The organism is Pseudarthrobacter sp. efr-133-R2A-89, assembly GCF_030209315.1.
Taxonomy (GTDB): Bacteria; Actinomycetota; Actinomycetes; order Actinomycetales; family Micrococcaceae; genus Arthrobacter.
Map to the genome: position 1 here is coordinate 141,709 of NZ_JARVSE010000002.1, position 23,533 is coordinate 165,241.

General features: G+C 65.9%; 23 protein-coding genes and 1 riboswitch. Of the genes, 8 read left to right on the plus strand and 15 right to left on the minus strand.

Translation table 11 applies throughout. From position 1 onward, the window contains the following. Nucleotides 1–28 precede the first annotated feature (28 nt). Nucleotides 29–295 carry a WXG100 family type VII secretion target gene (locus tag QRM95_RS03460; protein WP_285246465.1) on the plus strand — a complete coding sequence of 89 codons (267 nt, stop codon included), beginning with the start codon at nucleotides 29–31 and terminating at the stop codon, nucleotides 293–295. A 96-nt stretch (nucleotides 296–391) separates the two neighbouring features. Here the strand turns inward: QRM95_RS03460 and QRM95_RS03465 are convergent, their stop codons facing one another. Continuing rightward, complete coding sequence (locus QRM95_RS03465) at nucleotides 392–1,432, minus strand: EamA family transporter (RefSeq protein ID WP_285246466.1); 1,041 nt, start codon at nucleotides 1,430–1,432, stop codon at nucleotides 392–394. 71 nt (nucleotides 1,433–1,503) lie between these two features. Between QRM95_RS03465 and QRM95_RS03470 the strand changes: the two genes are divergently transcribed. Beyond that, nucleotides 1,504–2,049 (plus strand): CGNR zinc finger domain-containing protein, encoded by a 546-nt coding sequence (locus QRM95_RS03470; protein ID WP_285246467.1) that lies wholly within the window; start codon nucleotides 1,504–1,506, stop codon nucleotides 2,047–2,049. Nucleotides 2,050–2,727: 678 nt separating this feature from the next. On the opposite strand, the gene QRM95_RS03475 is transcribed toward QRM95_RS03470, so the two are convergent. From QRM95_RS03475 to QRM95_RS03490, 4 genes are all read right to left on the minus strand, one after another. After that, a complete protein-coding gene (locus QRM95_RS03475; protein WP_285246468.1) occupies nucleotides 2,728–3,579 on the minus strand; it encodes a hypothetical protein in 852 nt (283 codons plus the stop codon). Nucleotides 3,580–4,734: 1,155 nt separating this feature from the next. Further along, entirely contained in the window at nucleotides 4,735–5,085 is a 351-nt protein-coding gene (locus QRM95_RS03480; RefSeq protein ID WP_285246469.1) for a hypothetical protein, read from the minus strand. Between the two features lie 100 nt (nucleotides 5,086–5,185). Next, nucleotides 5,186–5,776, minus strand: a complete 591-nt coding sequence (locus tag QRM95_RS03485; RefSeq protein ID WP_285246470.1) for a hypothetical protein — start codon at nucleotides 5,774–5,776, stop codon at nucleotides 5,186–5,188. Between the two features lie 57 nt (nucleotides 5,777–5,833). Next, the gene (locus QRM95_RS03490) at nucleotides 5,834–7,186 is read right to left on the minus strand and encodes an MATE family efflux transporter (protein WP_285246471.1); all 1,353 of its coding nucleotides are present in this window, start codon (nucleotides 7,184–7,186) and stop codon (nucleotides 5,834–5,836) included. 107 nt (nucleotides 7,187–7,293) lie between these two features. Here QRM95_RS03490 and QRM95_RS03495 point away from each other — a divergent pair, with 107 nt between their 5' ends. Both QRM95_RS03495 and QRM95_RS03500 read left to right on the plus strand, forming a co-directional pair. Continuing rightward, nucleotides 7,294–7,728, plus strand: coding sequence for a DoxX family protein (locus tag QRM95_RS03495; protein ID WP_285243489.1), 435 nt, complete (start codon nucleotides 7,294–7,296; stop codon nucleotides 7,726–7,728). Nucleotides 7,729–7,884: 156 nt separating this feature from the next. Continuing rightward, nucleotides 7,885–8,886: an acyl-CoA thioesterase gene (locus QRM95_RS03500; protein WP_285246472.1), complete on the plus strand. Its 1,002-nt coding sequence runs from the start codon at nucleotides 7,885–7,887 to the stop codon at nucleotides 8,884–8,886. Here QRM95_RS03500 and dnaB read toward each other — a convergent pair. Beyond that, entirely contained in the window at nucleotides 8,883–10,265 is a 1,383-nt protein-coding gene (dnaB, locus tag QRM95_RS03505; protein ID WP_109044819.1) for a replicative DNA helicase, read from the minus strand. The two genes, QRM95_RS03500 and dnaB, sit on opposite strands and share 4 nt — an antisense overlap. A 717-nt stretch (nucleotides 10,266–10,982) precedes the next feature. On the opposite strand from dnaB, the gene QRM95_RS03510 reads away from it, so the two are divergent. Continuing rightward, nucleotides 10,983–11,558 carry a hypothetical protein gene (locus tag QRM95_RS03510; protein ID WP_285246473.1) on the plus strand — a complete coding sequence of 192 codons (576 nt, stop codon included), beginning with the start codon at nucleotides 10,983–10,985 and terminating at the stop codon, nucleotides 11,556–11,558. Here the strand turns inward: QRM95_RS03510 and QRM95_RS03515 are convergent. The 7 genes from QRM95_RS03515 to rpsF all read right to left on the minus strand — a co-directional run bounded on the left by QRM95_RS03515 (nucleotide 11,555) and on the right by rpsF (nucleotide 16,118). Beyond that, on the minus strand, nucleotides 11,555–12,181 hold the full coding sequence (locus tag QRM95_RS03515; RefSeq protein ID WP_285246932.1) for an FMN reductase: 627 nt from the start codon (nucleotides 12,179–12,181) through the stop codon (nucleotides 11,555–11,557). The genes QRM95_RS03510 and QRM95_RS03515 overlap by 4 nt on opposite strands. Nucleotides 12,182–12,275: 94 nt before the next feature. Next, the gene (locus tag QRM95_RS03520; protein WP_285246474.1) at nucleotides 12,276–13,124 is read right to left on the minus strand and encodes a PhzF family phenazine biosynthesis protein; all 849 of its coding nucleotides are present in this window, start codon (nucleotides 13,122–13,124) and stop codon (nucleotides 12,276–12,278) included. A gap of 36 nt (nucleotides 13,125–13,160) precedes the next feature. Continuing rightward, on the minus strand, nucleotides 13,161–14,156 hold the full coding sequence (locus tag QRM95_RS03525) for a YdcF family protein (RefSeq protein WP_285246475.1): 996 nt from the start codon (nucleotides 14,154–14,156) through the stop codon (nucleotides 13,161–13,163). A 173-nt stretch (nucleotides 14,157–14,329) separates the two neighbouring features. Continuing rightward, a complete protein-coding gene (gene rplI / locus QRM95_RS03530; protein ID WP_018762867.1) occupies nucleotides 14,330–14,782 on the minus strand; it encodes a 50S ribosomal protein L9 in 453 nt (150 codons plus the stop codon). Nucleotides 14,783–14,799: 17 nt separating this feature from the next. After that, entirely contained in the window at nucleotides 14,800–15,039 is a 240-nt protein-coding gene (gene rpsR, locus QRM95_RS03535) for a 30S ribosomal protein S18 (protein WP_005273147.1), read from the minus strand. 126 nt (nucleotides 15,040–15,165) lie between these two features. Continuing rightward, nucleotides 15,166–15,741 (minus strand): single-stranded DNA-binding protein, encoded by a 576-nt coding sequence (locus tag QRM95_RS03540; protein ID WP_018762866.1) that lies wholly within the window; start codon nucleotides 15,739–15,741, stop codon nucleotides 15,166–15,168. A gap of 71 nt (nucleotides 15,742–15,812) precedes the next feature. Then, nucleotides 15,813–16,118, minus strand: a complete 306-nt coding sequence (gene rpsF, locus QRM95_RS03545; protein WP_013602900.1) for a 30S ribosomal protein S6 — start codon at nucleotides 16,116–16,118, stop codon at nucleotides 15,813–15,815. A 389-nt stretch (nucleotides 16,119–16,507) separates the two neighbouring features. After that, a riboswitch (cyclic di-AMP (ydaO/yuaA leader) is annotated at nucleotides 16,508–16,660 on the plus strand. A 111-nt stretch (nucleotides 16,661–16,771) separates the two neighbouring features. Here rpsF and QRM95_RS03550 point away from each other — a divergent pair. From QRM95_RS03550 to QRM95_RS03560, 3 genes are all read left to right on the plus strand, one after another. After that, complete coding sequence (locus QRM95_RS03550; RefSeq protein WP_285246476.1) at nucleotides 16,772–17,767, plus strand: glycoside hydrolase family 16 protein; 996 nt, start codon at nucleotides 16,772–16,774, stop codon at nucleotides 17,765–17,767. A gap of 131 nt (nucleotides 17,768–17,898) precedes the next feature. Further along, nucleotides 17,899–19,089, plus strand: a complete 1,191-nt coding sequence (locus QRM95_RS03555) for a glycosyltransferase (RefSeq protein WP_285246477.1) — start codon at nucleotides 17,899–17,901, stop codon at nucleotides 19,087–19,089. Then, complete coding sequence (locus QRM95_RS03560) at nucleotides 19,086–20,573, plus strand: oligosaccharide flippase family protein (protein ID WP_285246478.1); 1,488 nt, start codon at nucleotides 19,086–19,088, stop codon at nucleotides 20,571–20,573. The genes QRM95_RS03555 and QRM95_RS03560 overlap by 4 nt, the downstream gene beginning before the upstream one ends. An 18-nt stretch (nucleotides 20,574–20,591) precedes the next feature. Here the strand turns inward: QRM95_RS03560 and QRM95_RS03565 are convergent, their stop codons facing one another. Next, complete coding sequence (locus QRM95_RS03565; RefSeq protein ID WP_285246479.1) at nucleotides 20,592–21,599, minus strand: aminoglycoside phosphotransferase family protein; 1,008 nt, start codon at nucleotides 21,597–21,599, stop codon at nucleotides 20,592–20,594. Beyond that, the gene (locus QRM95_RS03570; RefSeq protein ID WP_285246480.1) at nucleotides 21,596–23,530 is read right to left on the minus strand and encodes a hypothetical protein; all 1,935 of its coding nucleotides are present in this window, start codon (nucleotides 23,528–23,530) and stop codon (nucleotides 21,596–21,598) included. Before QRM95_RS03570 ends, QRM95_RS03565 begins: the two co-directional genes overlap by 4 nt. Nucleotides 23,531–23,533: the final 3 nt, after the last annotated feature.

Here is a 23,533-nt window from a genome sequence, read left to right on the forward strand (position 1 = left end):
GGATCCACGTTCTAACAAGGAGAAACTGATGGCTATTTGGGGTGCAGACGTTGAGCAGCTTCGCCAGCTCGGCAGCAAGCTTCAGGCAGGGGCGTCCGAGATCGAGACGCAGAAATCCACACTTACCAAACTTCTGCACGGGACCGACTGGAAGGGCCCGGACGCGGACAAGTTCAAGGGCGAATGGGATGGCCAGCACGTCACCATGCTGACCAAGGTTGCCGAGGCACTGAAAGACGCCGGCAGCCAGGCCAAGCGCAACGCTGAGCAGCAGAGCCAGGCCTCGAACGGCTAATGCCTTTGGCGGCACGATGTGCTGCCCAAACGGCCCGGGCACCGCAAGGTGCCCGGGCCGTTCTCTTTGAAGGCGTGGGTTCCGCTATGGCAGCGGCTACGGCACGGGTTCGACGTCGTTCGCGTGCTCCAGGGGCGACGCCGGAACGGGTGCTGCGGGCGCTGCCCCGACCGGCACCGCGGCCGCGGCGCGGAGCTCGTCGAGCCGCACCAGGATCACGCCGCCGACGATCAGCGCGCCGCCCAGCAGCTGGATGGCACCCGGGAGCTCGCCCAGCAGCAGCCACGCCCAGACGACGGCGAACAGCACTTCGGTCAGCGACACGAAGGATGCCACCTTGGAGCCCAGCGCCCGTGCCGCCATGATGCCTGAGGTGTAGGCCAGGACGGTGGCCAGTACCACAAGCCCCGCCAGCGGCCCCCACCATGGCATAGTCCAGGGGCCCAGGCGGGTGTCCGCCGTGCTGAAGACCATGGGGAACACCCCCACGGCACCCGCCAGCCACATCACAGCCGCCCCCACGAGGAGTCCGCCCGAGGCCAGGACGATGGGCGGCAGGGTGTCGTTTTCCTTGGCGGTAATGAAGAAGTAGATGGCAAGGCAGACGGCGGCGGCCATACCCCACAGGACACCTGCCAGGTCAACCTTGACGGCGCCGGTGAGGTCAAGGACCAGCACCAGCCCGGCCAGGGACAGCAGCGTCCCGCCGGAGGTCAGCACCCGGGGGCGCCGCCGGCTTGCGGCCCAGAGCCACAGGACGATGATCACCGGGGCAAGGTATTCGAGCAGCAGCGCAACCCCGACGGACAGCCGGGCCACGGCGTTGAAGTAGAACAGCTGGCAGGCCGCCACGCCGATCAGCCCGAACAGCCCGATGGTGAGCCAGTTGTCCCGCAACTGGTGCCAGCGGCCCTTGAGCGCGGAGACCGCCGGCAGGCCAAGGATCAGTGCGGCGCCTGTCAGGCGGGCGGTGACGGCCGCCCCGGGGGACCAGCCGGTTTCGAGGAGCGCTTTGGCAAAGGACCCGGACAGGCCGAAGACAGCGGAGGAAAAAAGCGCGATGCCAAGCCCGGAGGCGAGGAAACCGGGCCGCCTGAAGGGCGCTTGGGGGTGTGTATGGTTCGTGGCGGCAGGCACCGTCGCCTCCTGTCAGGAGTAAAGTGGGGTAATGGTCATGACAGTACGCTTCCGCACTGTAAGGAGTCAACATGGTTTTCGCCCCTGACACGGAGGTGGCCCTCCGCACGGTGGTGAACCTCATCAATACGGCCGCGAACGGCAGGGAAGGTTTGGCCTCGGTCGGGGACCTGGACAGCTTCCTGGCGGCCGAGGGCTTTTCGGGGGCCAGGACACGGGACGCCGCGGAATTGAAGAGCGTCCGGCAGTTGCGGGGCTTACTGGCAGGGGTGTGGACAGCGGGCGAGGACGCCGCCGTGGACACGGTCAACCGGCTCTTGCGGGACGCCAACGCCCTCCCGCAGCTGATGAAGCACGACGGCTGGGACTGGCACCTGCATGCCACGGCTCCCGAGGCCCCGCTGGCGGACAGGATGAGCACCGAGGCCGCCATGGCCCTGGCAGATGTGATCCGCAGCAAGGAGATGGACCGCCTGCGGACATGCGAATCGGAAGACTGCGATGCTGCCGTACTGGACTTGAGCCGGAACCGTTCCAAGCGGTACTGCGATACCGGCAACTGCGCCAATCGTGCGCACGTTGCCGCCTACCGTGCCAGGCAGGCAGCGGCGGGTTAGGAGAGCAAGGGCTCGCCAGACGTTGTTGGCCGCCGGCATTCTCTCCCCGCTTGGGCGAATTGAAGCTGGATGCTGTGGGCACGGCCGGCAGATATCTGTTGACTTTTCCGAATTCCCAAACCAGGACTGATGAGCAAACTAAAGCCGACACCTGCCAAGGTGCCGGCTTCAGCCGAAGAAGAAACGCTGTGGAGAGAAATCCGACCGGGGATTTTGACGACCCTTCTGCCTTAATTTCGGATACCTACTCCGCGCGACCAAACGTTGTAGCCAAAAGGACACCAAACCCATGCAGTTTGTCCGCTTCCTGCGCGCTTCCAATCACTCTCTACGAACGCTCGATAGTAGGGCCAATAGGATTGAAAACATACGGCGTAGGCTTGGTATGCGCCAGTGCCGCCCGAGCAGTAGGCGGTCGAATAGGTGAATCCGCCTCCGGCCCGGCAGCCGTTCGGGGCAGCTGACGCTGGGACAGCCGTCAGGGGCAATACAACCGTGGCCGCGAGGGTGGCTGCTGCAGCCATTGACGCGATCTTGCGTTTCATGTGGACTCCCTTGCTGAGTTGTGCGGGTAGACCTATTCGATCAGCACGCAAAGTCGCAAGCTAGTGGCCAAACCGGGGGCACTTTGCAAAGTCCTCAGAGATACGTCCTCCCGCGCGGGAGGTGATTTTACGCCTAGGTAAGGATGCGTTTCTGTGCCGCTTCCTCAACGGTCAGCCCGTCCCCGGCATCTACGAAGGCGAGATACAGGGCCAAGGCGGCTGTGCCCAGGATTGTCTTTTTTTGCTCGTGGTCCAATATCGGTTCATGGACGCCAGCGAGTAGCCTCATGCCAAGGCCCTCAGCGGTGGACTGAAGAATGATGTTGAAAATGTCGAGAGTCACACCTGGCCGGAACCGGATTCCGTGTGCAAGGAATACTTGGGAGTACAGCGCGGTCCATGCGTCGGTGAGCGTTGAGTACATTTTGGCCAGCGCTTCCGAGGCCACCGAATCCGACGTTGCCGATGCAACTGCCAAGAGCTGAAATCTGTAAGCGGGAAGCTCGAGGACTAGTTTCAAATCTTCATAGGCAATTCGATGAACCGACTTTGAGAAGTCCTCGGGAGAGCTCAGCATCGTTTCGGCACTTTGCGACAGAGCTATGTGTAGGCTCCAGTGCCGGGCGGTGAGCGCATACGAAATAAAGTCAGCCAGAAAGTCTTGGTGGGAGGTCCACCGGTCTCGGAACTTTCCGGCGGTAGGTACGAGCGCCGGTGCACTGGTGATTGTTTGCGCAAGTACTTTCGGTCGCGACAGATAAGACAAGGTCGGGCGGACTCCCTCGTCATCACTGGAAGGCGAAATGAAGAGCTCCTCCGTCAAGAGCAGAGCCGATTCAAGAAACGCCTTCGTCAAGGGATCGTTAGCCAACTTTCGACGACCCTTTGCAGTCACCCGCGCAAGGTTGGTGACGATATCGGAAAGGTCGCGTGGATCGCCGTAGCTCACGGCGATTCCGTCAGAATCCGTCGTGTCGTAATTCATCCATGCCTCCTGGCCGCTTCTGCCGGAATCGACCCGGTGAAGATAACCTATGTCAGCGTGGGATGCATAAAACTTTTATGACGTGCCGGCGGCTGGAGTCTGTTCAGTGGAAAAAGGCGACTGATATTTGCCGCCCTACCCTGGTCCTCAAGTCCGGCGTCACCGTACGACTGAACGCACAGCGATCCACAGACATCGCCGTCCCTAGGTCCTGTCAGCCGGATTCCGTCGCCTCACGACACCACTACTTGGCGGTGAGACACATTCGGCGCGACTTGTTTCCTAAGCCGGAAAGCCCCCTGGGAGCTTTGTGGCGCACAGAAGGAGCCAAGGACTCCCAGCGCTCGTTGAACGACGGGGGAACAGCAGCGCCGGAAGGCGCCTCCGGTAGCTCTAATGCGACGCTCCGTTGGAGTGGCGGCCGCTTATCCCGCCTTGAAGGAGCCTGTCCGGGCTGTCGCGCAGTGACATCAAGGTCAGCGTCGAAGTGGTCCGTCCTCGGGCGGTGGCGGAGTTATTTGCTCATCTCCCACGGAGTCAAGAATCACGGGATAACCTTTGGCTTCAGGGTCGCTGGAATTGAAAACAACCCGGTAGCGAGTAGTCACGGTAAAGAAGCCTGACATCGTAGCGTCGAGGACGATGCCCTTGTTGGTCCGGACGACCGGAGGTCGGCCCTGTACGTTTATGTCCCGATGGGCCATCACTCTATCGCCGATCTTGAATACCATGCAGAATGCACCTCCTATGCCGAGCGACGCCCCAGCAGCTTCCGCATACTCCGGATTGTAGCCAAGAAGTGCCTAACAATCAGCGTGAAGCCAGTTTGAGCGACCAAGGTCTACGCCCGTCCCAGATTCCACCGCTACCTTGGATGCCACGGATACGATAGGGGTTCCGCGATCCGAAGCGTCTTGACCGCATTGCGTCGGAACTGCGAACCCCTGCGCGGTATCCCTCCAAGGTGGAAGCAGAACGACACCGGTCACATCGACCGCGCCTGCAGGCGTGCGTTAGGGAGCCGCGTGACCTGCGACGGATCTGACCGCCAACGGCCGTTCCTATCTCCAATGCCGAGGGCTGGATCAGCGCGAGGACCAGGCATTGCCCTCGGCAGCATAGTCAGCGGGGCCCGCTCACCAGCCGGAGACACTGTCAGCGCTGGGCGGTGCCGTCCGTGTTGCCCTCGGGGTCCTGGGTGGTGGGAGCACCGAAACCATGGCCGGGCTTGGGCGCGGAGCTGAGGTTCACGCCGGATCCCTTCCCGAGGTGTTCGGCGTTTTCCTTGTAGCTCATGGACAACATGGCGGCCACCACCAGGGTGACGATGAAGGCGATCCCGGCTGCGGTGAAGGCGAGATCGAAGCGGGGGGCGCGGGCGCTGCCGCCGGAGGCGAAGATCAGCACGGCAACGAAAGCGACGACGGCCCAGAACGCCGAGAACATCAGCGGCCCCTTCACCGAGGTCCGCAGCTTGCGCGGTTTTCCTGGATGCTGGTCAGCCACTGTGGTTCCTCCCTGCAGGCGGCACGCGGCCGGCCTGGTTTCACGAATTGCGGTGTAGCACCAAAATTTCTACAACTAGTAGAAGGGCGCTCTTCCTAGTTTACGGCTTGACGGCACCGGCGCGGGCATCGTGCCGAAGCGTCAGGCCGGAAAGCACCCACAGCACACCCGAAATAATCGCGCCGCCGCCGGCCACGCCCAGCAGTGCATGGGCACCAAGGTTGATGAAGAACGGCAGCAGCACCGCCGTGCCGATCCCGATTGCCCCGGATGCGATCCAGTCCCGCGCCAGGACGTGCCACCCCCGGTGCCGCAGGCCGCACGCCAGCTCAAGAACCCCGGCCACGCCTAGGCCCAAGGCGGCAATGACACCAAACAGCAGGTCGCTGTGCAGCAGGATCACTGCCACACCGGCGCCGGCAAGCGCCGACCCCGCCGCGGACAGCAGCTTGCCGGGAGCGGAGTTCCGGGCAAACCCGGCGGCCGGGATGGCCTGCAGGGACACGACGCCGGCGGCCAGCAGGTAGAGCCCTCCCGCCCAGCCCATGACCTCCACGGACGGAGAGGTCCAGAAAACCGTTACGGCGCCGAACACCAGCGCCACCGCGGAACGGAGCAGGATTGGCTTCCAGAGTTCAGGGCGGGGTGTGGTTCCGGGAACTGCGCCCGCTGGAGTCGATGGTTGCGTCACCGGTCCAGTTTAGTGGGGGCAGCTGGAAGGTCGAACCGGGCCCCGGCAGCCGGTGATTCAGGCCGCACCAAGCACCATCCAGCGGTCTGACCGGGCGCGCAGTCCGAGGGTGACGGCGCGCGCCGCCATATAGCCCAGGGCGAAAGCCGCCCAAAGCCACCCCAGCCCGGCAGCGCCCGGGCCACCGGACAGCGCCACCGCCGCCAGCAGCGGCAGGTAGGCAGCAAGGTTCACCAAGCCGGCCAGCGCCAGGTACCGGGCGTCGCCGGCACCGATCAGCACCCCGTCCAGCACGAAGACATACCCGGCGATGGGCTGGCCCGCCGCCAGCACCCAGAGGGCAACGGCGAGCACCGACTGCACGTGGGCATCCGGGGTAAACAAGATCCCCACCCAGGGCGCCACCGCGGCGAGCAGCAGGCCCGTCACCACCCCGAACCCCGCCCCCCAACGGACCATGGTCCGGGTCAACTCCCGGGCCTTGGCCGCATTGGAGGCGCCCAGTTCCTTGCCGATCAGCGCCTGGGCGGCAATGGCCAGGGCATCCAGCGCAAACGCCAGGAAGGAAAAGATGGTCATGGCCAACTGGTGCGCGGCAAGGTTGACCTCACCCTGGGCCGTCACCACCACCACGGTGGTCAGAATGGCTGCGCGCAGGCTGAGGGTGCGCAGCATCAGCCAGGACCCGACGCGCGCCATGCTCCGGATGCCCCGCCAGCTGGGCACCAGGGTGACGCCGTGGCGGACCGCGTACCTGCGAACCATCACCAGGTAGACGGCAGCCATGGCCCATTGCGCCAGGCTGGTGCCCATCGCCGAACCCACCACGGACAACCCCAGCCCGTACACGAGCCACAAATTCAAGGCGATATTCACGCCGAACCCCGCGGTGGCCACCACCAGCGGCGTCCTGGTGTCCTGCAACCCGCGGAGCACACCGGTCCCGGCGAAGACCAGCAGCATGGCCACGAGTCCGGGCATGGACCATCGGAAGTAGTCAATGGCAAAGCTGCGCACACTGCCCTCGGCGCCGAGCAGGCCGATGAGCGGTTCCGCGGCGACGAACCCTGCCACCGCCAGCAGCACGCCCAGCAGCAATGCCAGCCAGGCGCCGTCGCGCCCGGCGGCCAAGGCCTTCCCCACCTGGCCCCGGCCAACGGCGCGGGCCACAGCCGGGGTGGTTGAGTAGGCAAGGAACACCATGAGTCCGACGACGGTCTGCAGCACTGCTGAGGCCAGGCCCACGCCTGCGAGCTGGGGTACGCCGAGGTGCCCTACGATGGCCGAATCCGCCAGCAGGAACAGCGGCTCGGCAACCAAGGCTCCGAAGGCTGGCACGGCGAGGCGGAGTATCTCCCGGGAATGGCTCCGGGGAGGGGCCGTGGCGGCGGAGGAGGGTTCTGTTGGCACCGTGCCAGCTTAACCGGGCGCAATGACTCCGGAAGAGAGCATGACAAAGCCCACAATCGCCCGGATTTTGTTGACTCTTCAATCATATGTGGGAAAGGGTTGACTCCATGAACCAGTCACGACTGACCACAGTTGCCCTTACCGTCCTGCGTGTCATCCTGGGTTTCCTCTTCGCGGCCCACGGCTGGCAGAAGTTCAATGAATGGACCATCGCCGGCACCCAGGCCTCCTTCGCCAAGATGGGCGTCCCCGCCGCGGACGTCATGGCCCCGGCCGTCGCCGTCCTTGAACTGGCAGGCGGCGCAGCCCTGATCCTGGGCATCCTCACCCGCGTGGTGGCAGCCCTCCTGGTCCTCGACATGCTCGGGGCGCTCTTCCTTGTCCACGCTCCCGCAGGCGTCTTCGCGGCGAACGGAGGCTACGAACTGGTCCTCCTCCTGGCCGCGGCAGCCTTCGCGCTGGCACTGGCCGGACCCGGCCGGCTCTCCGTCGACCGGGCGCTTTTCGGCCGGCGCACCTCACGGCTGGCCGTCCTCGCCTAGTCCGCTTCCGTCCCCACACGCCTCACGGCGGCCGGCCACGCCATGGTGACCGGCCGCCGTCGGGCGTTAAGCGGCGCTTACCCGGCGGCTGCACGCCGGCCCGGGCCGCTGCGGCCTGAACCGGCCGGTAACCCGGACCCTCAGTATGATCGCAGCATGACTGAGACCGGCCACCCCAACTCCGTGACCCTCCGCTTCCTCGCCGCCCCCACCGATGTGGGGCACAGCGGCTCCGTGGATGCAGGAACGGTGCTCGAATGGGTGGACAAGGCCGCGTATGCGGCGGCGGTGGGCTGGGCCAAGTCCTATTGCGTGACCGCCTACGTGGGAAACATCCACTTCGCCGACCCCGTCAACAGCGGCGACATGGTGGAGGTTGAAGCCACCATCGTCTACACCGGCCGCTCTTCGATGCATATCCGCACCGTAGTCTCATCCGGGGATCCGAAAGGCGGCGCGGCCACCATGCGCAGCCAATGCATGGTGATCTTCGTGGCCGTAGGGGCGGACGGGAAACCCATCCCGGTGCCCCAGTTTGAGCCCGGCACCCCCGCCGAGGTTGAGCAGCGCGACCACGCGCTGGCAAGGATCAAGGTCCGCGAACAGATCGTGGAAGCCATGAACCATCAGGAATATACGGACGCCGGCACCGCCGAACGCGTCACGCTCCGGTTCATGGCCGCCCCTACCGACGTGAACTGGGGCGGCAAGGTCCACGGCGGCATCGTGATGAAGTGGATCGACGAGGCCGCGTACCTGTGCGCCTCACGCTACTGCGGCCGCGACACCGTGGCCGTCTTCTCCGGCGGCGTCCGGTTCTACCGGCCCTTGCTGATCGGCCATGTGGTGGAGGTGGAGGCCCGGCTGGTGTACACCGGCAACAAGGGCATGCACATCGCCGTCCACGTCCGCTCCGGGGACCCGAAGGGCCGTGAGCTTAACCTCACCACCTACTGCCTTACCGTGATGGTGGCGCGCGACGACGAGGGAAATTCAGTGCCCGTCCCGCCCTGGGTCCCGGTCAGCGACGAGGACAAGCGGCTGCATGCCCACGCCCGCGAACTCCTGGAGATCCGGGGAACGGCGCCCGGCAACCGGCTGCCCAACCACCTGCTGGCAGGCGCGGCTCCTGCCGCCACCGCCGCGAACGGAGCCTAGAAGCCGCCGCCCCCGGAGTCGCCCGCCATGTTGGCGAATCGGGAGTAGTGGCCCTGGAACGCCACCACGATGTCTTTGGTGGGGCCGTTACGGTGCTTGGCCACCAGGATGTCCGCCTCGCCGGCACGGGGTGATTCCTTGTCGTAGACATCCTCGCGGTGCAGCAGGATCACCATGTCGGCGTCCTGCTCGATGGAGCCGGACTCGCGGAGGTCAGAGACCATGGGCCGCTTGTCCTGGCGCTGTTCCGAGCCACGGTTCAGCTGGGACAGGGCGATCACTGGCACCTGGAGTTCCTTGGCGAGGAGCTTGAGCGCACGGGAGAACTCGGACACTTCCTGCTGGCGCGATTCCACCTTCTTGCCCGAGCTCATCAGCTGCAGGTAGTCGAGGATGACCAGCTTGAGGTCGTGCTGCTGCTTCAGGCGCCGGCACTTGGCCCTGATTTCCATCAGGGACATGTTGGGGCTGTCGTCGATGAACAGCGGGGCATCATTCATCCTGCCCATGGTGGTGGCAATCTTGGACCACTGCTCGTCCTTGATGGTGCCTTTGCGGAGGTCCTGCAGGCCAATGGTGGCCTCGGCGGACAGCAGGCGCATGGCGATCTCGTTGCGGCCCATTTCCAGGGAGAACATGACGGTGGACAGGTTGTTCTTGATGGCCGCGGACCGCGCGAAGTCCAGGGCGAAGGTTGACTTACCGACGGCGGGGCGTGCCGCTATGACGATCATCTGGCCCGGGTGGAGGCCGTGGGTCAGCTCGTCGAGTTCGTAGAAGCCGGTAGGAACACCGGTCATGCCCTCGCCGCGGTGGCCGGACGCCTCGATTTCGTCCACCGTGGATTCCATGACGTCCTTGAGGACCACGTAGTCTTCCGCGGTGCGGCGTTCCGCAACGGCGTAAACTTCGGCCTGCGCCTGGTTGACCAGGTCTTCCACTTCGCCGTCCGAGCCGTAGCCCAACTGGACGATCTTGGTGCCGGCGTTGACCAGCCGGCGCAGTACGGCCCGTTCGGCGACGATCTCGGCGTAATACCCGGCGTTGGCCGCAGTGGGTACGGTCTGGATGAGCTCGTGCAGGTAGGCAGGGCCGCCAATCCTGTTGATTTCGGCGCGTTTGGTCAGTTCGTCCGACACCGTGACGGCGTCCGCCGGTTCCCCGCGTCCGTAGAGGTCGATGATGGCCTCATAAATGGTCTCGTGGGCGGGGCGGTAGAAATCCTGGCCCCGGAGGATCTCCACGACATCGGCAATGGCGTCCTTGGACAACATCATGCCGCCCAGGACCGACTGTTCAGCGGGGATGTCCTGGGGAGGTTTCCGGCTCGCGTCCGATCCGCGGGTCGCTTCCACCGGGTCCAGATGCGCGATTGTCAAAGTTGCCGTCCTCCATTTGTTCCGGGCCAGGCGCCCGGTGATCCATCCTGTGTGCGGATCCGAAACGGAACCTCTACGCGTCCAGTACTACCCGCAGGCTCTGACAAAGAGGCACCCGCGGGCCGGATGCCGCCTCCGGCCAGGAGTTATCCCCACTTTCCACAGCTTTTCCACAGAGCGCCCGGAAAGGGCGATGGGAGAGGCCCTGGATCGCGGATTACGGGCCGTGGCCGGCCGTGAAAAACAGGTACCCCGCTACGGTAGCCGCCACCGGTCCAGCGACAAAGCCAGTAGGCCGGAACACTTGTGGATAACCTGTGCACTACGGGGCATAGCTTGTGCACAGCCTGTGGGGAAGCCTGTGGATACAGGATTTTTTTATTGGTCAAAAGTGCACTGACCTGCGGAAACATCTTCACCAGCATGTGGAGTAAATATTTCTTTCCAGGAATTTCATCCACAGGTCCGCGCGTGCACCAGCGGGCCGGAACCGGCCGGGGGCCAGTCGTGCCATGCCCGCATCAGGCCGCGTGGCGCTGCTCATATTCCGTTGGCGGAGCTTGACCGGCAGTGGAACGCTGCAGTATGCAGCACGGTGAATATTGCTGTGGATAACCGGGTTCTGGATTAAGCTCTAGGTATGGCCATGGCTGGACGGACAGCCGGCAATGCAACCGCCTTGGCGACCGCCAGGAAGTACACAGAACGGCTCGTAAAATGGAATCCCTAGTGGTCCCGGTCCTTATCCTGCTCGCCGTCGTTGCGGGGGTCATCGTCACCTACCGCGCAGTCCAGGGTCGCAGGGCGGCTGGCGGAGGTACCCCGTCCGGACCGGCCGGACCGGCACAAGCGCAGGCACCGGAACTGGCCCGCGCCGCGGCCGGCAAGTTGTCCGAAAGCGAACACCGGCGGTTGTACGCCATGATCGCGCAAGGGCAGCCGTTGGCCGCCATCAGGCTGTACCGGGAGGTCACCGGCGAGGGACTCCGGGCCTCGCGCGACGCCGTCGGCGCCCTGGCGGCCCACCCCCAGCCCTACCGCCACCAGGAGCCGGTGGAGGCGGTGCCGGAGGACGACGAGCCACAACGCTTCCCTTACCGCTACCGGGCCATCGCCAGCAAGGGTGACGTAACCCGTGAAGTGAGCAGCAATATGCTCAACGACGAAATCTACGGCCGGATCCGCTCCTTGGCCCGCAGCGGTGACACCGAGGCTGCCGTTACCGCCCTGACGCGCCACTCGGACATCTCCCCGGTCCAGGCCCGGGAATTCATCGCGCTGCTGGACGACTAGCGGGATCCGGCGATTCCGGCCAGGAGCTGCTCGAACGGCAGGGACTCCAGGGGTGCGGGCTTCCGGCCGGGCTGGGGACCCTCCAGCAGAAGGGCAAATTCGGCGGCGGCGCGCTCGATGCGGTCGGCCAGCGAAGAGCCCCCCTCTTCCGACGTCCCCCAGTCCTGGGGCCCGGCAAAGACTCCTGTAGCGGCCGTGCGGGTGCGCAGGTAGCTGAACAACGGGCGCAGGGCGTAATCCAGCACCATCTGGTGCCGGTCCGTGCCACCGGTGGCACCCAGCAGGACAGCCTTGCCGTCGAGGGACTTGGGATCCAGAACGTCGAAGAACGATTTGAAGAGGCCGCTGTAGGAGGCGCTGAAGACCGGCGTCACGGCAATGATCCCATCCGAGGCCTCCACTCCGGCGATGACTTCCGCCAAGCGGGGTGCTGCGTATCCGGTGACGAAGTTGTTGGCGATGTCCACGGCCAGGTCCCGGAGTTCTACGACGTCAACCACCACCTCGTGGCCACCCGCGCTGAGCCGCCGCCCGGCAGCGGCGGCGAGCTGGTCGGCCAGAAGCCGGCTGGACGACGGGACGCCAAGTCCGGCGGAGAGGACAGTAATACGGCGGGTTTCCATGGCATTCTCCTGGTGCTCGTTCACTTCATCATACATGCATTTGCATCTATATCCCTGAACGGTGGTACCCCCTCAAGTATTCCCAGGACCCGGATCAAAGCAGGACGGTGCCCTGGATGCAGGTAGTGGACTCTCCGCCCACCCACACATCGTCGTCCTCGGCAGTGACATGCACGCGGCCTGCCCGGCCCAGGACGGTGCCCTGCGCGGCGATGTAGCGCCGGGGTGCCCTCCCGCTTCCAATCAGCCACTGGGCGGCCCCTGCGTTGAAGCTGCCCGTCACCGGGTCCTCCACCATCGCGTCGCCAGGGATGAACGTCCGCACCTCAAAGTCGGCATCCGTGCCGGGAGCATGCGGACCGATAACTCCGACCTTCAGGCTTCCCATGGCCACCGGATCCGGCACGAGCGCCAACACCTGGTCCGCAGAGCCCAGCAGGACACCGATCCACTCCGGGCCGTTGACCAGCCAGGACGCGTCCACGATGTCAGCGGCCGGGATCCCCAAGGCGTGGGCCAGTTGTTGCCGAAGGGGCTCGTCCACGGCCCCAAAGCGGGTCAAGGGCGGTGCGGCGAAAGCCAGCCGGCCGGCGTCCCGCTTGATCCTGACCAGCCCGGCACCGCACTCCTGGACCAGGAAATCGCTGGACTTCGGAACTCCACCCGCCTGCAGCCAGGTATGTGCTGATCCCAGCGTGGGGTGCCCCGCGAACGGGAACTCCTCGCTCCCCGTGAAGATCCGGACCTTGTAGTCGGCACGGGGATCCTCCGCAGGCAGGAGGAAGGTGGTTTCGGAGAGGTTGGTCCAGTTGGCAAAGTGCTGCATTGTTGCCGCGTCAAGGCCCCGGGCATCGAGAACGACGGCGAGCGGGTTGCCCCGGTAGGCATTGCCGGCGAAGACATCCACCTGGTGGAAGGGACGGTTTCTGGGAGTCGGATTCACCGGAGCAGGCTACCACCGGCCCCAGGACGGACCGCCCTAGGAAGGGGGCAGTGGCAGGGCCATGGCGGCCAACGGAACGGCGATGAGCGCAGCACAGAAGCCCAGGTTGATCCACCGGTAGGTTGCGAGGATGGCAACGAATTCCCGAAGGAACGCGCTGGGGATAAAGTAGCCCGCCGTCCTGGCCCCGGCCACATGGGCGCGCAGACCCGCGCGCCGGGTGAACATGGCCGCGCGGAACACGTGGTAGCTGCTGGTGACCACCGTGACGGGCGCGTCCGGCCGCTCCATCAGCGCGCGCGAAAAGTGCAGGTTCTCCATGGTGGTGGCTGCCCGGTCCTCCACGATGATCCTGTTGGCAGGAATACCTTTCTCCTGCAGGTAGCGGGCCATCGCTGTCCCTTCGGCGAGGAGTTCATCGGAGCCCTGCCCGCCACTGGGAATCAGCGCCCGGATGGACCCGCCATGCTTGCCCCGGTACAGGCGCACTGCCGCGTCAAGCCGGGCGGCCAGCAGGGGCGGAACGGAGCTGCCGGCCAGGCCGGAACCCAACACCACCACGTATTCGGGGTGGCGGCGCGGCGGCAGGGTCGAGTAAATCAGCGAGTAGACCAGGTAGCTGACGAACACAAAGCCCACGTAGCCGGACAGCAAGGCAGCCGCCGACGTGAGCGCCCTGAGCGCGGGTACGGCCGTTTGCAGGGCGGCCAGGACGAGGGGAATGGCCACCACGGCCAGCCCCGCCAGCAGGGACAAGAGGTTTGCCAGGCTGCGGCCTTCGCGGCGCAGCATGATGAGACCGTTGAGGACCAGGAACACGGACAGGACGGGCACTGAGACGATGAGCAGGAGGCCCAGGGCCAAGGTCAGAAGGACGGGGAGGGAATTGTTGCCGGAGACCAGGAGGAGCCCAAGCCAGCCGATGACCGCCCCGGAGACAAGGAAGACTCCGTTACGCAGGCGCCTCCGGTCGGTCGCAAAGCTGATGACTGCGGCCACCAGGAGGATGCAGCTGACGACGAGGAACGGCAATGCTGGGTGACCTTCCGTGGAGACGGTGGAGTGCTGCAGGCCAGAGACGGTGGCCTTTTCCCTAAGCTAATGGCGCACGCAGCCCGCCGCCGTGAGCCCCGGCGGTGACTTTGCACGCAAATGGCCCCCGCACCGGAATCCCGGGCGGGGGCCATTCAACTGCGGTGCGGAAACTACTTTCCGGCAACGACCTCAAGGTCGATGACAGCGGAAACATCCTCGTGCAGGCGGACGTTGGCCGTGTACGAACCGACAGACTTGATGTGGTTCGGCAGTTCAACGTTGCGCTTGTCGATGGCTCCGAGGCCGGCAGCCTCGACAGCAGCAGCGACATCAGCAGGCTTGACGGTGCCGAAGAGACGACCGGACTCGCCGGCCTTCACCTCGAGCTTGACCTTCTTGGAGGACAGAGCCTGGGCCTGGGCCTGTGCCGCTTCAACAGAAGCGTGTGCACGGGCGGCGCGGGCAGCCTTGATGGACTCAACCTGCTTCTCGCCACCCTTGGTCCAGGTCAGGGCGAAGCCGCGGGGCAGCAGGAAGTTACGTGCGTAACCGTCCTTGACCTCGACAACATCGCCAGCAGCACCGAGACCGGTTACTTCGTGGGTCAGAATGAGCTTTGCCATGTTAGTTAATCCCTTCCTTAGCCGCGGCCAGCGCCGGAGTAAGGCAGCAGAGCAACTTCGCGGGCGTTCTTGATTGCCTGGGCGATCTTGCGCTGTTCCTGCACCGTGACGCCAGTGACGCGACGGGCGCGGATCTTTCCGCGGTCGGAGATGAACTTGCGCAGCAATGCTACGTCCTTGTAGTCGATGACAGTGACGTCAGCGGCCTTCAAGGGGTTGGACTTTGGTTTGGGCTTACGGAGTTCAGCCTTAGCCATCGTGGAGCTCCTATTCTAGGGAGCCCGTGGATATTGATCCACGGGATGGTGGTGGTCCGACGGCGGCAAAACCTTGGGTGCCTTGCGGCTCCCGGGCAGTCCCGGAGTCGGGCCGTTGTTTGGGTTTTAGAAGGGAGGTTCGGAATCGGGGCCGTTGCCCCAGCCGCCTGCATTGGACACGCCGGGCGTGGCCCAGGGATCGTCCTGTGCAGCCTGCTGGTTGCCGCCGCCCCAGCCTCCACCGGAGTTGCCGCCCTGGTTTCCACCAGGGTTGCCGCCTCCGAAGCCACCGCCGCCGTTGCCGCCGCCGAAGCCGCCCCCACCCTGTCCGCCGGAGCGCTGGGTGCGGTTGACCTTGGCGTTGGCGTAGCGCAGGCTGGGGCCGATTTCGTCAACCTCAAGCTCGATGACGGTGCGCTTTTCGCCTTCTTTTGTTTCGTAGGAACGGCTCTTCAAGCGGCCGGTCACGATCACGCGCATGCCCTTGGTCAGGGATTCGGCGACGTTCTCGGCAGCTTCACGCCATACAGCGGCGCGGAGGAACAGGGTCTCCCCGTCCTTCCACTCGTTGGACTGGCGATCAAAGGTGCGGGGGGTGGAAGCGATGGTGAAGTTCGCTACTGCGGAACCGGACGGTGTGAACCGCAATTCCGGGTCATTGGTGAGGTTACCGATGACCGTAATGGTGGTCTCGCCTGCCATCTACTGCCTCCTTGTTCGATCCTGGGTGAAGAGTGCGTTCCTGCGGGGTAAAGAATGAATTTTGGTGCTGATTACTCAGCAACAACCTTCTGCTCTTCGGGGCGGGTGATCTTGGTGCGCATGATGGTCTCGTTAAGAGACAGCTGGCGGTCAAGTTCCTTGGCGGTTTCCGGCTTGGCGGTGAAGTTCACCACGGCGTAGATACCTTCGGACTTCTTCTTGATTTCGTAAGCCAGACGGCGACGGCCCCAGATGTCAACCTTTTCGATGGTTCCACCATCGTTGGTGATGACGTTCAGGAACTTCTGAAGCGACGGCTCAACGGTACGCTCTTCGACCTCGGGGTCGATGATTACCATCAATTCGTAAGGACGCATATGTGAACCCACCTCCTTTGGGCTAAGCGGTTACGGCATTTCCGTAACAGGAGGTTCATTTGCGATTCCGCGCAGTGCCTTGCCACCAGTACGGAGGCAGGGCGCAGCACAGACTTCAATATCCTAGTGCATCTGGACCTGATAGGCGATTCGCGCTTGACTCAAGGCTAGCCGCGTGATGCGGCAGAGGCAGCCCGACCGGACGCGTATGTGGAAAACGCGTGAGTGCGCCGGCCGCCCCTATACGTCAACTCGGGCACACAGCGGCGCGCCACGCCCAGGACAGTACTTCCGTTACTCAATTGTGATTCCGCGTTGATTGTCGTGTACGGTCTTCGGGTGGGCCGCCCCAGCCGGCCCCAATCCCGGAAGACGCCCAACTCTGCCGCTTCCGGCGATCCCCAAGGTTTCAAGGCAGAGGCGGGGGACCCAAGCGTCACGGGTATGGCTTCCGCCTGCCCTCGGGGTGAAGCCGCAGTGCGCGGCCGGATGGCAGCATTCGAACCCGACAGCTAACTCCGCAGGCGTTGAGAGGTAAATTCCCCATGCCCGCATCCCCTAAATTGAGCGCCAAACGTGCGCGCCGTTATCAAAATGAGACCACGCCGGCCGGACGCCGGCAGTTTCTGACAACCAAAGATTCCCGCCGTCGCTTGCCCTTGGCCGCCGGCCTGGCAGCAGCCATCCTCGGCGCAGCCTCCCTGGGCCTCGGCCTGGCCAACGGCAATGAAGAGGCAAATATCTCCCGCGTAGCCAGCGCCGCCGAGGCCGGCAGTGACGTGCAGGAGCAGGAATCCCCGCCCGCCACCTTGTCGTCCGCTCCGGCCCCAGCCCCGGCACCGGCCGCCGCTCCTGCCCCTGAGCAGGTTCCGGCTCCCGCCGCTCCCCCGGCTCCCGCGGCACCCGCTCCGGCGCCCGCCGCCGCGGCTCCTGCCCCGCAGTCCCCCATCGCCGTGGCGCCCGCCTCGGCACCGCTGGCCAACAGCGGAACGCCGATGCCCGCGGGGGTCCCCGGGAACTGGACCATGACCTTCGCCGACGAGTTCAATGGTTCAGGCCTGGACAGCGGAAAGTGGTCCAACTGCTGGTTCGCCCCCAGCTGCGGAAGCATGAATAAGGTGTCCACCAGCCCCGCCAACGTCTCCGTGGCCAACGGCAACCTCGCCCTCAGCCTTGGCTCCTCGTCTTCCGGGTCCTTGGTCTCCACGAACCCGAAGGGTGGAGCGGGCACCGGTTACCAGTTCACCACCGGGTACGTCGAGGCCCGCATCAAGTTCCCCGGCAACGCCAACGGCCTCTACAACTGGCCCGCGTTCTGGACCACCGGGCAGTCCTGGCCCGCAACCGGCGAGAACGACATCGCAGAGGTCCTCCAGGGCAAGATGACCGTCAACTACCACTCAAGCTCCGGGTCACACAACCAGGGGGCCGTCGGCGGTGACTGGGCCAATCAGTACCACACCTTCGGCATGCACCGGATGGCCAACTCCACGGACGTCTACTTCGACGGCGTGAAGGTCAAGTCCTATCCCACGGACGACGGAAACGCCCCGCAGTACATCGTGCTCAACGTCGGCGCTTCGTCAACGAACCCGGTGTACGGGCCGCAGTCCCAGCTTCTGGTGGACTACGTACGCGCCTGGCAGTAGCCGGCCGCACGGCCCGTTGAAAAGGGCGACGGCGGGACTTCCCGCCGTCGCCCTTTTTGGCTTCCTGCGGTTCCCCACAAAGTTGCCCAAAGCAACCCTGCCACCCGAGTATGATCCAGTACACTCTTGCAATGAAGCTCCTGTACGTGACCGAAAGCGTGCCAAACCGGGACCCGCAGCTCGGTGATGGAAGCTCCATGATCCCGTACGAAGTGATCCTTCACCTTCCCGCAGATGTTGCGGTCACGCTGCTGACGTTTTCCGGCCCCGTCCCGCTTCCGCCGGAGGTCCGGGCCCGCTGCGAAACCGTCCACGAGATAGCCCCGCGGAACGACCCCGCCGCATTCGTCCGCTCCCTCGGCGGCCTTGCCGGCCTGGGAAAACACCGGCGCTCCACCCCGTCAGCGCGGGCAGCAGCAGCCACCCTGTCCCGCAACAATGACGCCACCCTCATCCACGGCCCGCACGCCCTCTTCCTCTCCCACCATGTGGCGGGTCCCGTGGTGCTGCAAACGGTGGACCCTTGGTCCATCCGGGCCGCCATGGACACGGATATTGCACACTCCCTCCGGCCGGCCTACCGGCTGCGCGAACTCCTCGCCGAACGGGCGGAACGGTCGCTGCCCCCCAAAGCGCGGCTGCTCACCGTCGGGGCAAAGGACGCTGCAGCCTGGTCGGCGAAACTCGGCAGGGCCGTGAACAGCGTCCCCAACGGAACCAGCGTGGCCGCCGGGCCGCGTCCGGACCGGAAGGCGCCGGTGGTTTGCTTCGCGGGCAGCCTCAACTACGCCCCCAACGTGGACAGCGCCACAGTCCTGGCCACCCGGATCGCTCCCCTCGTGTGGAGGGAGGTCCCGGAGGCACGGTTTGTCATCGCAGGGCGGCAACCCACGGCGGCAGTCCAGGCGCTGGCCGGTCCGCAAATTGAAATCCAGGCCAACGTGCCCTCACTCCCGGATGTCTTCAACGGGGCCGACGTCGCCGTCTTCCCCGACGAGCACGGCGTAGGCGTCCGGAACTCCGTGCTTGAGGCCCTTGCCGCCGGACTGCCCGTGGTGGCAACCCCGGTGGCGGCACGGGAACTCCCGCCGCACCCGCTGCTCACCGTCGAGGCCGGCCAGGACGCGATGGTCCGCAAGGTCGTGGAACAGCTCAGGGCACCGCGGCCCCCGCACGTGACTCCCGGCGGCGCACCGGGCCACGGCACCGGCGCCGTCCGGTCCTGGGACACGGTGGCCGCGGAGTACCTGGCAGAGGTGCGGGCGGCCGTGGCCGCGTCATCCCCCGCCGGGGACTTATCCGGCACATCAAGGCAACTGTGACCTACGCGCCCGGCGAGCTGGAACGCAAGGGAGTCCGGGGAGCCTTGTGGCAGGGGCTGGCCTTCGCCTCCGGACGGGTCATCGTGCTGGTCACCACGGTGGTGCTGGCCCGGCTCCTCTCTCCTGAGGAGTATGGCCTCGTAGCCCTGGCGCTGGTGCTCATGGCATACGCGGAGACCATCGCGGATGCCGGGGTGGGCCAGGCACTGGTGTATCTGCCCAAAACGAAGGTGATTGCCCGTTCAGCGCTCCTGCTCTCGGTGGCGCTGGGCGCCGCCCTGGCCCTGGCCGCCGTGCTCGCGGCCGACGCTGTGGAAGACCTCATCGGGCTCGACGGCGTGGCACCCCTGGTGCAGGTGCTCGGCATCTCCGTCCTGGCCACCGCCTGCGGCGCCGTTCCGGAAGCGATCATGCGCCGGGACCTGAAATTCCGTCAACTCACCGCCGCCCCCGTGCTGCGCGCCGCGACCATGGGGACGGTGACCCTGTACCTGGCCTTCACCGGCCACGGCGCGTGGTCGCTCGCCGTCGGAACCGCCGCAGGCTCGGTGGCCTACGCCGCCACCTGCTGGTTCCTGATCCGCCACGAGGCGCCGTGGCAACTCTGGCGGGTCAGCAGGAGCGCCCTGGGCGAGAACATCCGCTTCGGTGCTCCCGTTGCGGGGAGCAACATGCTGGCCCGGGCCATCTTCGACGTCGATTACCTGGTGATCGGGATCGTGCTGGGGGCCCATGCGCTCGGCCTGTACACGCTCGCCTTCCGGCTGCCGGAGGCCCTGATCCTTAACGTGTTCTTCGTGCTTTCCACCGTCTTGTTCCCGCTCTATACGCAAGTCCGCGGGGACCAGCAGCGGCTGCGCGACGGGTACCTGAAAAGTGTCAAAGTACAGGCCCTCTACGGCATTACGGCGGGGGTGGGCCTTGCCGTGGTGGCCCCGGTCCTGGTGCCGGTCCTGTTCGGGCAGCAGTGGGAGGAATCAGTGACGCCGCTGGTGTTCCTTGCCCTGTACGCGGCGGCACGGTCGCTCGGTGCCGGCGCGAATGACGTCTATAAAGCCTTGGGCCGGCCAGGGCTTTCCATCTGGATCTCCGTAGTCCGACTGGTGGTCCTGCTCCCGGCGCTGGCCTTCGCCACGCGCTGGGGCATTGTTGGTGTCGCGTGTGCCCAGATGGTGGTGGCGGTGGTCTTCGCTTTCGGCATGCAGGCCGTGGCCGCCAAGGTCATGGGGACAAGGATGCGCCGGATGCTCCGCGCCGCGGGACCCGGCCTGGCGTGCGGGGCTGCCGTCGCCCTGGTAGGCCTGTTCAACCTGTCACGGCCCGCGCTGGGACCGGTGCTGACGCTCGCCGTCATGGTTGTTGCGGGCGTGGGCCTGGTCTACGCGGTCCTGCGGTTCGGCTACCGGGACCTGCACGACGAGATCCTGGGGCTCTTCAAGCACCGCCACGAACCATCAGGTCCTGCGCACGACCCCGTGTCCTGAGCCGGGCGGCGCCATTTCCTAGGCGGCTGCGACGGCGTGGCGCCACAGCCAGTAGTCCCGGTCCGCCTGGAGTGCGGCACGGACCTTGTCGTTGCCCTGCGACGGATCAGCCTCAGTTTCCTGTGCCAGGCGGTCGGCGAGCGTTGCCGTGGACCTCGCCCAAGTGGTGATCACCAGCAGCGGCAGCAGCGAGGACTCCACTCCCCGCGTGCCAAGGTGGCGCGACAGCGGGTCCAGCGCCCAGCCGCCGGGGCCAAACGCTTTGTCGAAAGCTGCGATCTGGGCGTCCCTGGCGAACGCCTGCTCGCTGGACTCACTGAGGTACTGGAGGTAGAACACCAGGTCATGGCCGGGGACGCCGTCCGTCAGGGAGCGTTCCCAGTCCATGACCTGCAGGCCACTCCCGGGCTTGACCAGCAGGTTGGGATGGCTCAGGTCGCCGTGCTCGATGACGGCCGGGAGCCGGGCGGCACGCAGGGGTTCGAGAAGCTCGTGGGTACGTTCAACCAGCCGGCAGGTTTGGGCGTCCGGTCCGGCCAGCCGCTCCAGGGCCGCCAACGGGGCGGTGACGGCGCGCTGGTACCAGTCCAGGTTATCCGCTGCAGCATGGGTGCAGGGCAGGGACCCCACAAAGCCGGTCCCGGCCGCGACGGCGGCGGGGAGGTCCGCGGCCACCTTCCGCGGATCAAGGGGAATGCCGGTCAATGCCGTCTCGACCAGGACCGTGTACGGCCCCTCGTCCCGGATTCCCACCAGGCGCGGAACACCCGGGCTGTCCACGACGGCCGAGAGCTGGTCCAGCATGGCGGCCTCGCGCCTGACTCCACTGCTGTCTCCGGGCTGGCGCGGGATCTTCACCACCAGGGCGGGTTCGCTTCCGCGGGCCGGAAAGACGAGGGCCACCACGTGCCGGGAGGTGGTGAAGCGCGGGGTAAGCAGCAAGGTTTCCCACCCGCGGCCAAGGCCGTAGCGGTCAAGGGCGAAATCCTCGAAGTGTTCCCGGAGGAATTGGTCGACGAAGCTCATGGCCGGCCGCCCCCTTCCGGACGCCGGCCCGTGACGGTGCCCTCCGGAACCATGAGGTCGAAGACGTGAAATGCCAGGGCCAGGTGGGCCGCGGCAGCTTTGAGCGCTCCAAACCGCACATCCTTCCTCAACGCCAGGGTGTCACGGATGGCCACCGCGGACCGGACCGGAACCAGCCTGGCGGTGCGGTCACGGTTGGGGGCATTCCAGTAGAGGGTGACGTCCTGATATCCGCGGCGCTCCAGTGTCCGCTTCCATCCCCGGAGGGTCCGGGGGCCGGAACGCTGGAGCAACGAACGGCTGGCTTCCACGCAAATCCATCCTCCGGGTTCCAGCGCCAGGCCGGCGGCTTCCACATGTCCGCGGCCCGGAGATGCCAGCAGCACCACGTCACATGACGCGCCGGCCGGGCCGGCGAGGCTGACGGCGTCCGGGTCCAGGAGCCGCAGCGCCGCCTCCGTTTCCTGGCTCACCTCTCCGGCGAAACCAAGGTTGCGGGGCTGCAAGACTGGAATCAGGAAGCGCCAGTCCAGGAGGCGCCAGAGGTGCAGGGCCAAGGCCTCCGCCGCGCCGGGTCCAGGGGCCGCCTGGGCCCCATTTTCCGGTGCGGCAGGAGTCTTGCCGTTAACGGGATGGCGACGTCGGTTGGCCGGTCGGGTGCCGGCCCGGGACAACGTTTCCCAGACAATGCCGGTGGCCACCCGCTGGACGGCCTCCGCCGGCTGCGCCGCATCAACCACCCGGCCGCCGGGGAGGCGCCCGGCCAGCTGCAGGTAGTCCTGCCGCCACGATTCCAGTAGCTCCGGGCTGTGCTCGCCCTTCCGCTCAAACATGACAGGGCCGGGTACATCCAGTACCAGGAGGACGTCCGGGGCCGGGATCACCGCCAGCGCGAGTGCGTTGCTTATCCCGGCCAGGGGTCCGCCGCCGGACCCGCCCAGCAGCGCGTCGTACGCCACGCGGTCCATCAGCACCACTTTGCCCATGCGCCGGTAGAACCTGGCCAGCACTCCGCCCCGCACCAGCCGGTAGATTTTCTTCCCGGTCCGTCCGCCGGGAATCCGGCCAAGGACCTTGTCCCACGGGCCGGCTCCCCACAGGCCCATGTAAACGTATTTGGTAGGCAGCGGAACGTCGGCGTGCAGGCCATTGAGCAACGTTGTCTTGCCTGCCCCGTCCGGTGCCATGACGCCAAGCAGCGGAGTGTGCCCGCGCACCTGGGCCCCGGCACGCCTCAGCAGCCTGTTGATTCCCGCAATCAGGCGCGGACTCATGCCGCCGCGCCAGGCGGCACGCATGCGGGCCGCCGTCGCGGGAACCTCGTCGAACCGTCCGTCCAGGACCAGGTTCACCATTTCGGCCACCGGCCCGGCACCCACCCGGCGCCTGACCGATTCCGCGATGCGCCCGCCGTCGGCCGCTGTCCTTGCTGCGGCCAGCGCCAACGGCTGCCGTTCCGGGGAGATGCTGCCCTTGTCCATGAACAGGTGGAGCAGGAGCAGCCATGCCTGGTCGGCCGGGTCCGGCATCCAGTGCGTGCCGCGGCGCACCCTTCGGCGCAGGCAGCGGGCCGCCCACGGGGTGCGCCACTGCTGGTAGGGCCCGAATGCGAGGTCGGAGACGACGTCGAGCTTGATCCAGGCTCCGTCATCCACCGCATAGAAGAAGTAGAACCGGTGGCTGCCGTGGCCCGGCGCCCGGACCCGGCAGAACCCGGCGCCAGCCAGCAGTTCATCCAGCACGGGCAGGACGCGGCTATCGACGAGGATATCCACGTCGCCGGCCGGCAAGGCGAGGTCATCTTCGCCGCGGAGCAGCAGCCACGGCCAGTCGGACGCATTCAGGGCATCGAACATGGCGGCCAGCCGGGGATGGACGCGCAGGATTTCCGCAGCGGTACCGGAGCCAGGCAGGTTGTTCAGGACGTCCACGGC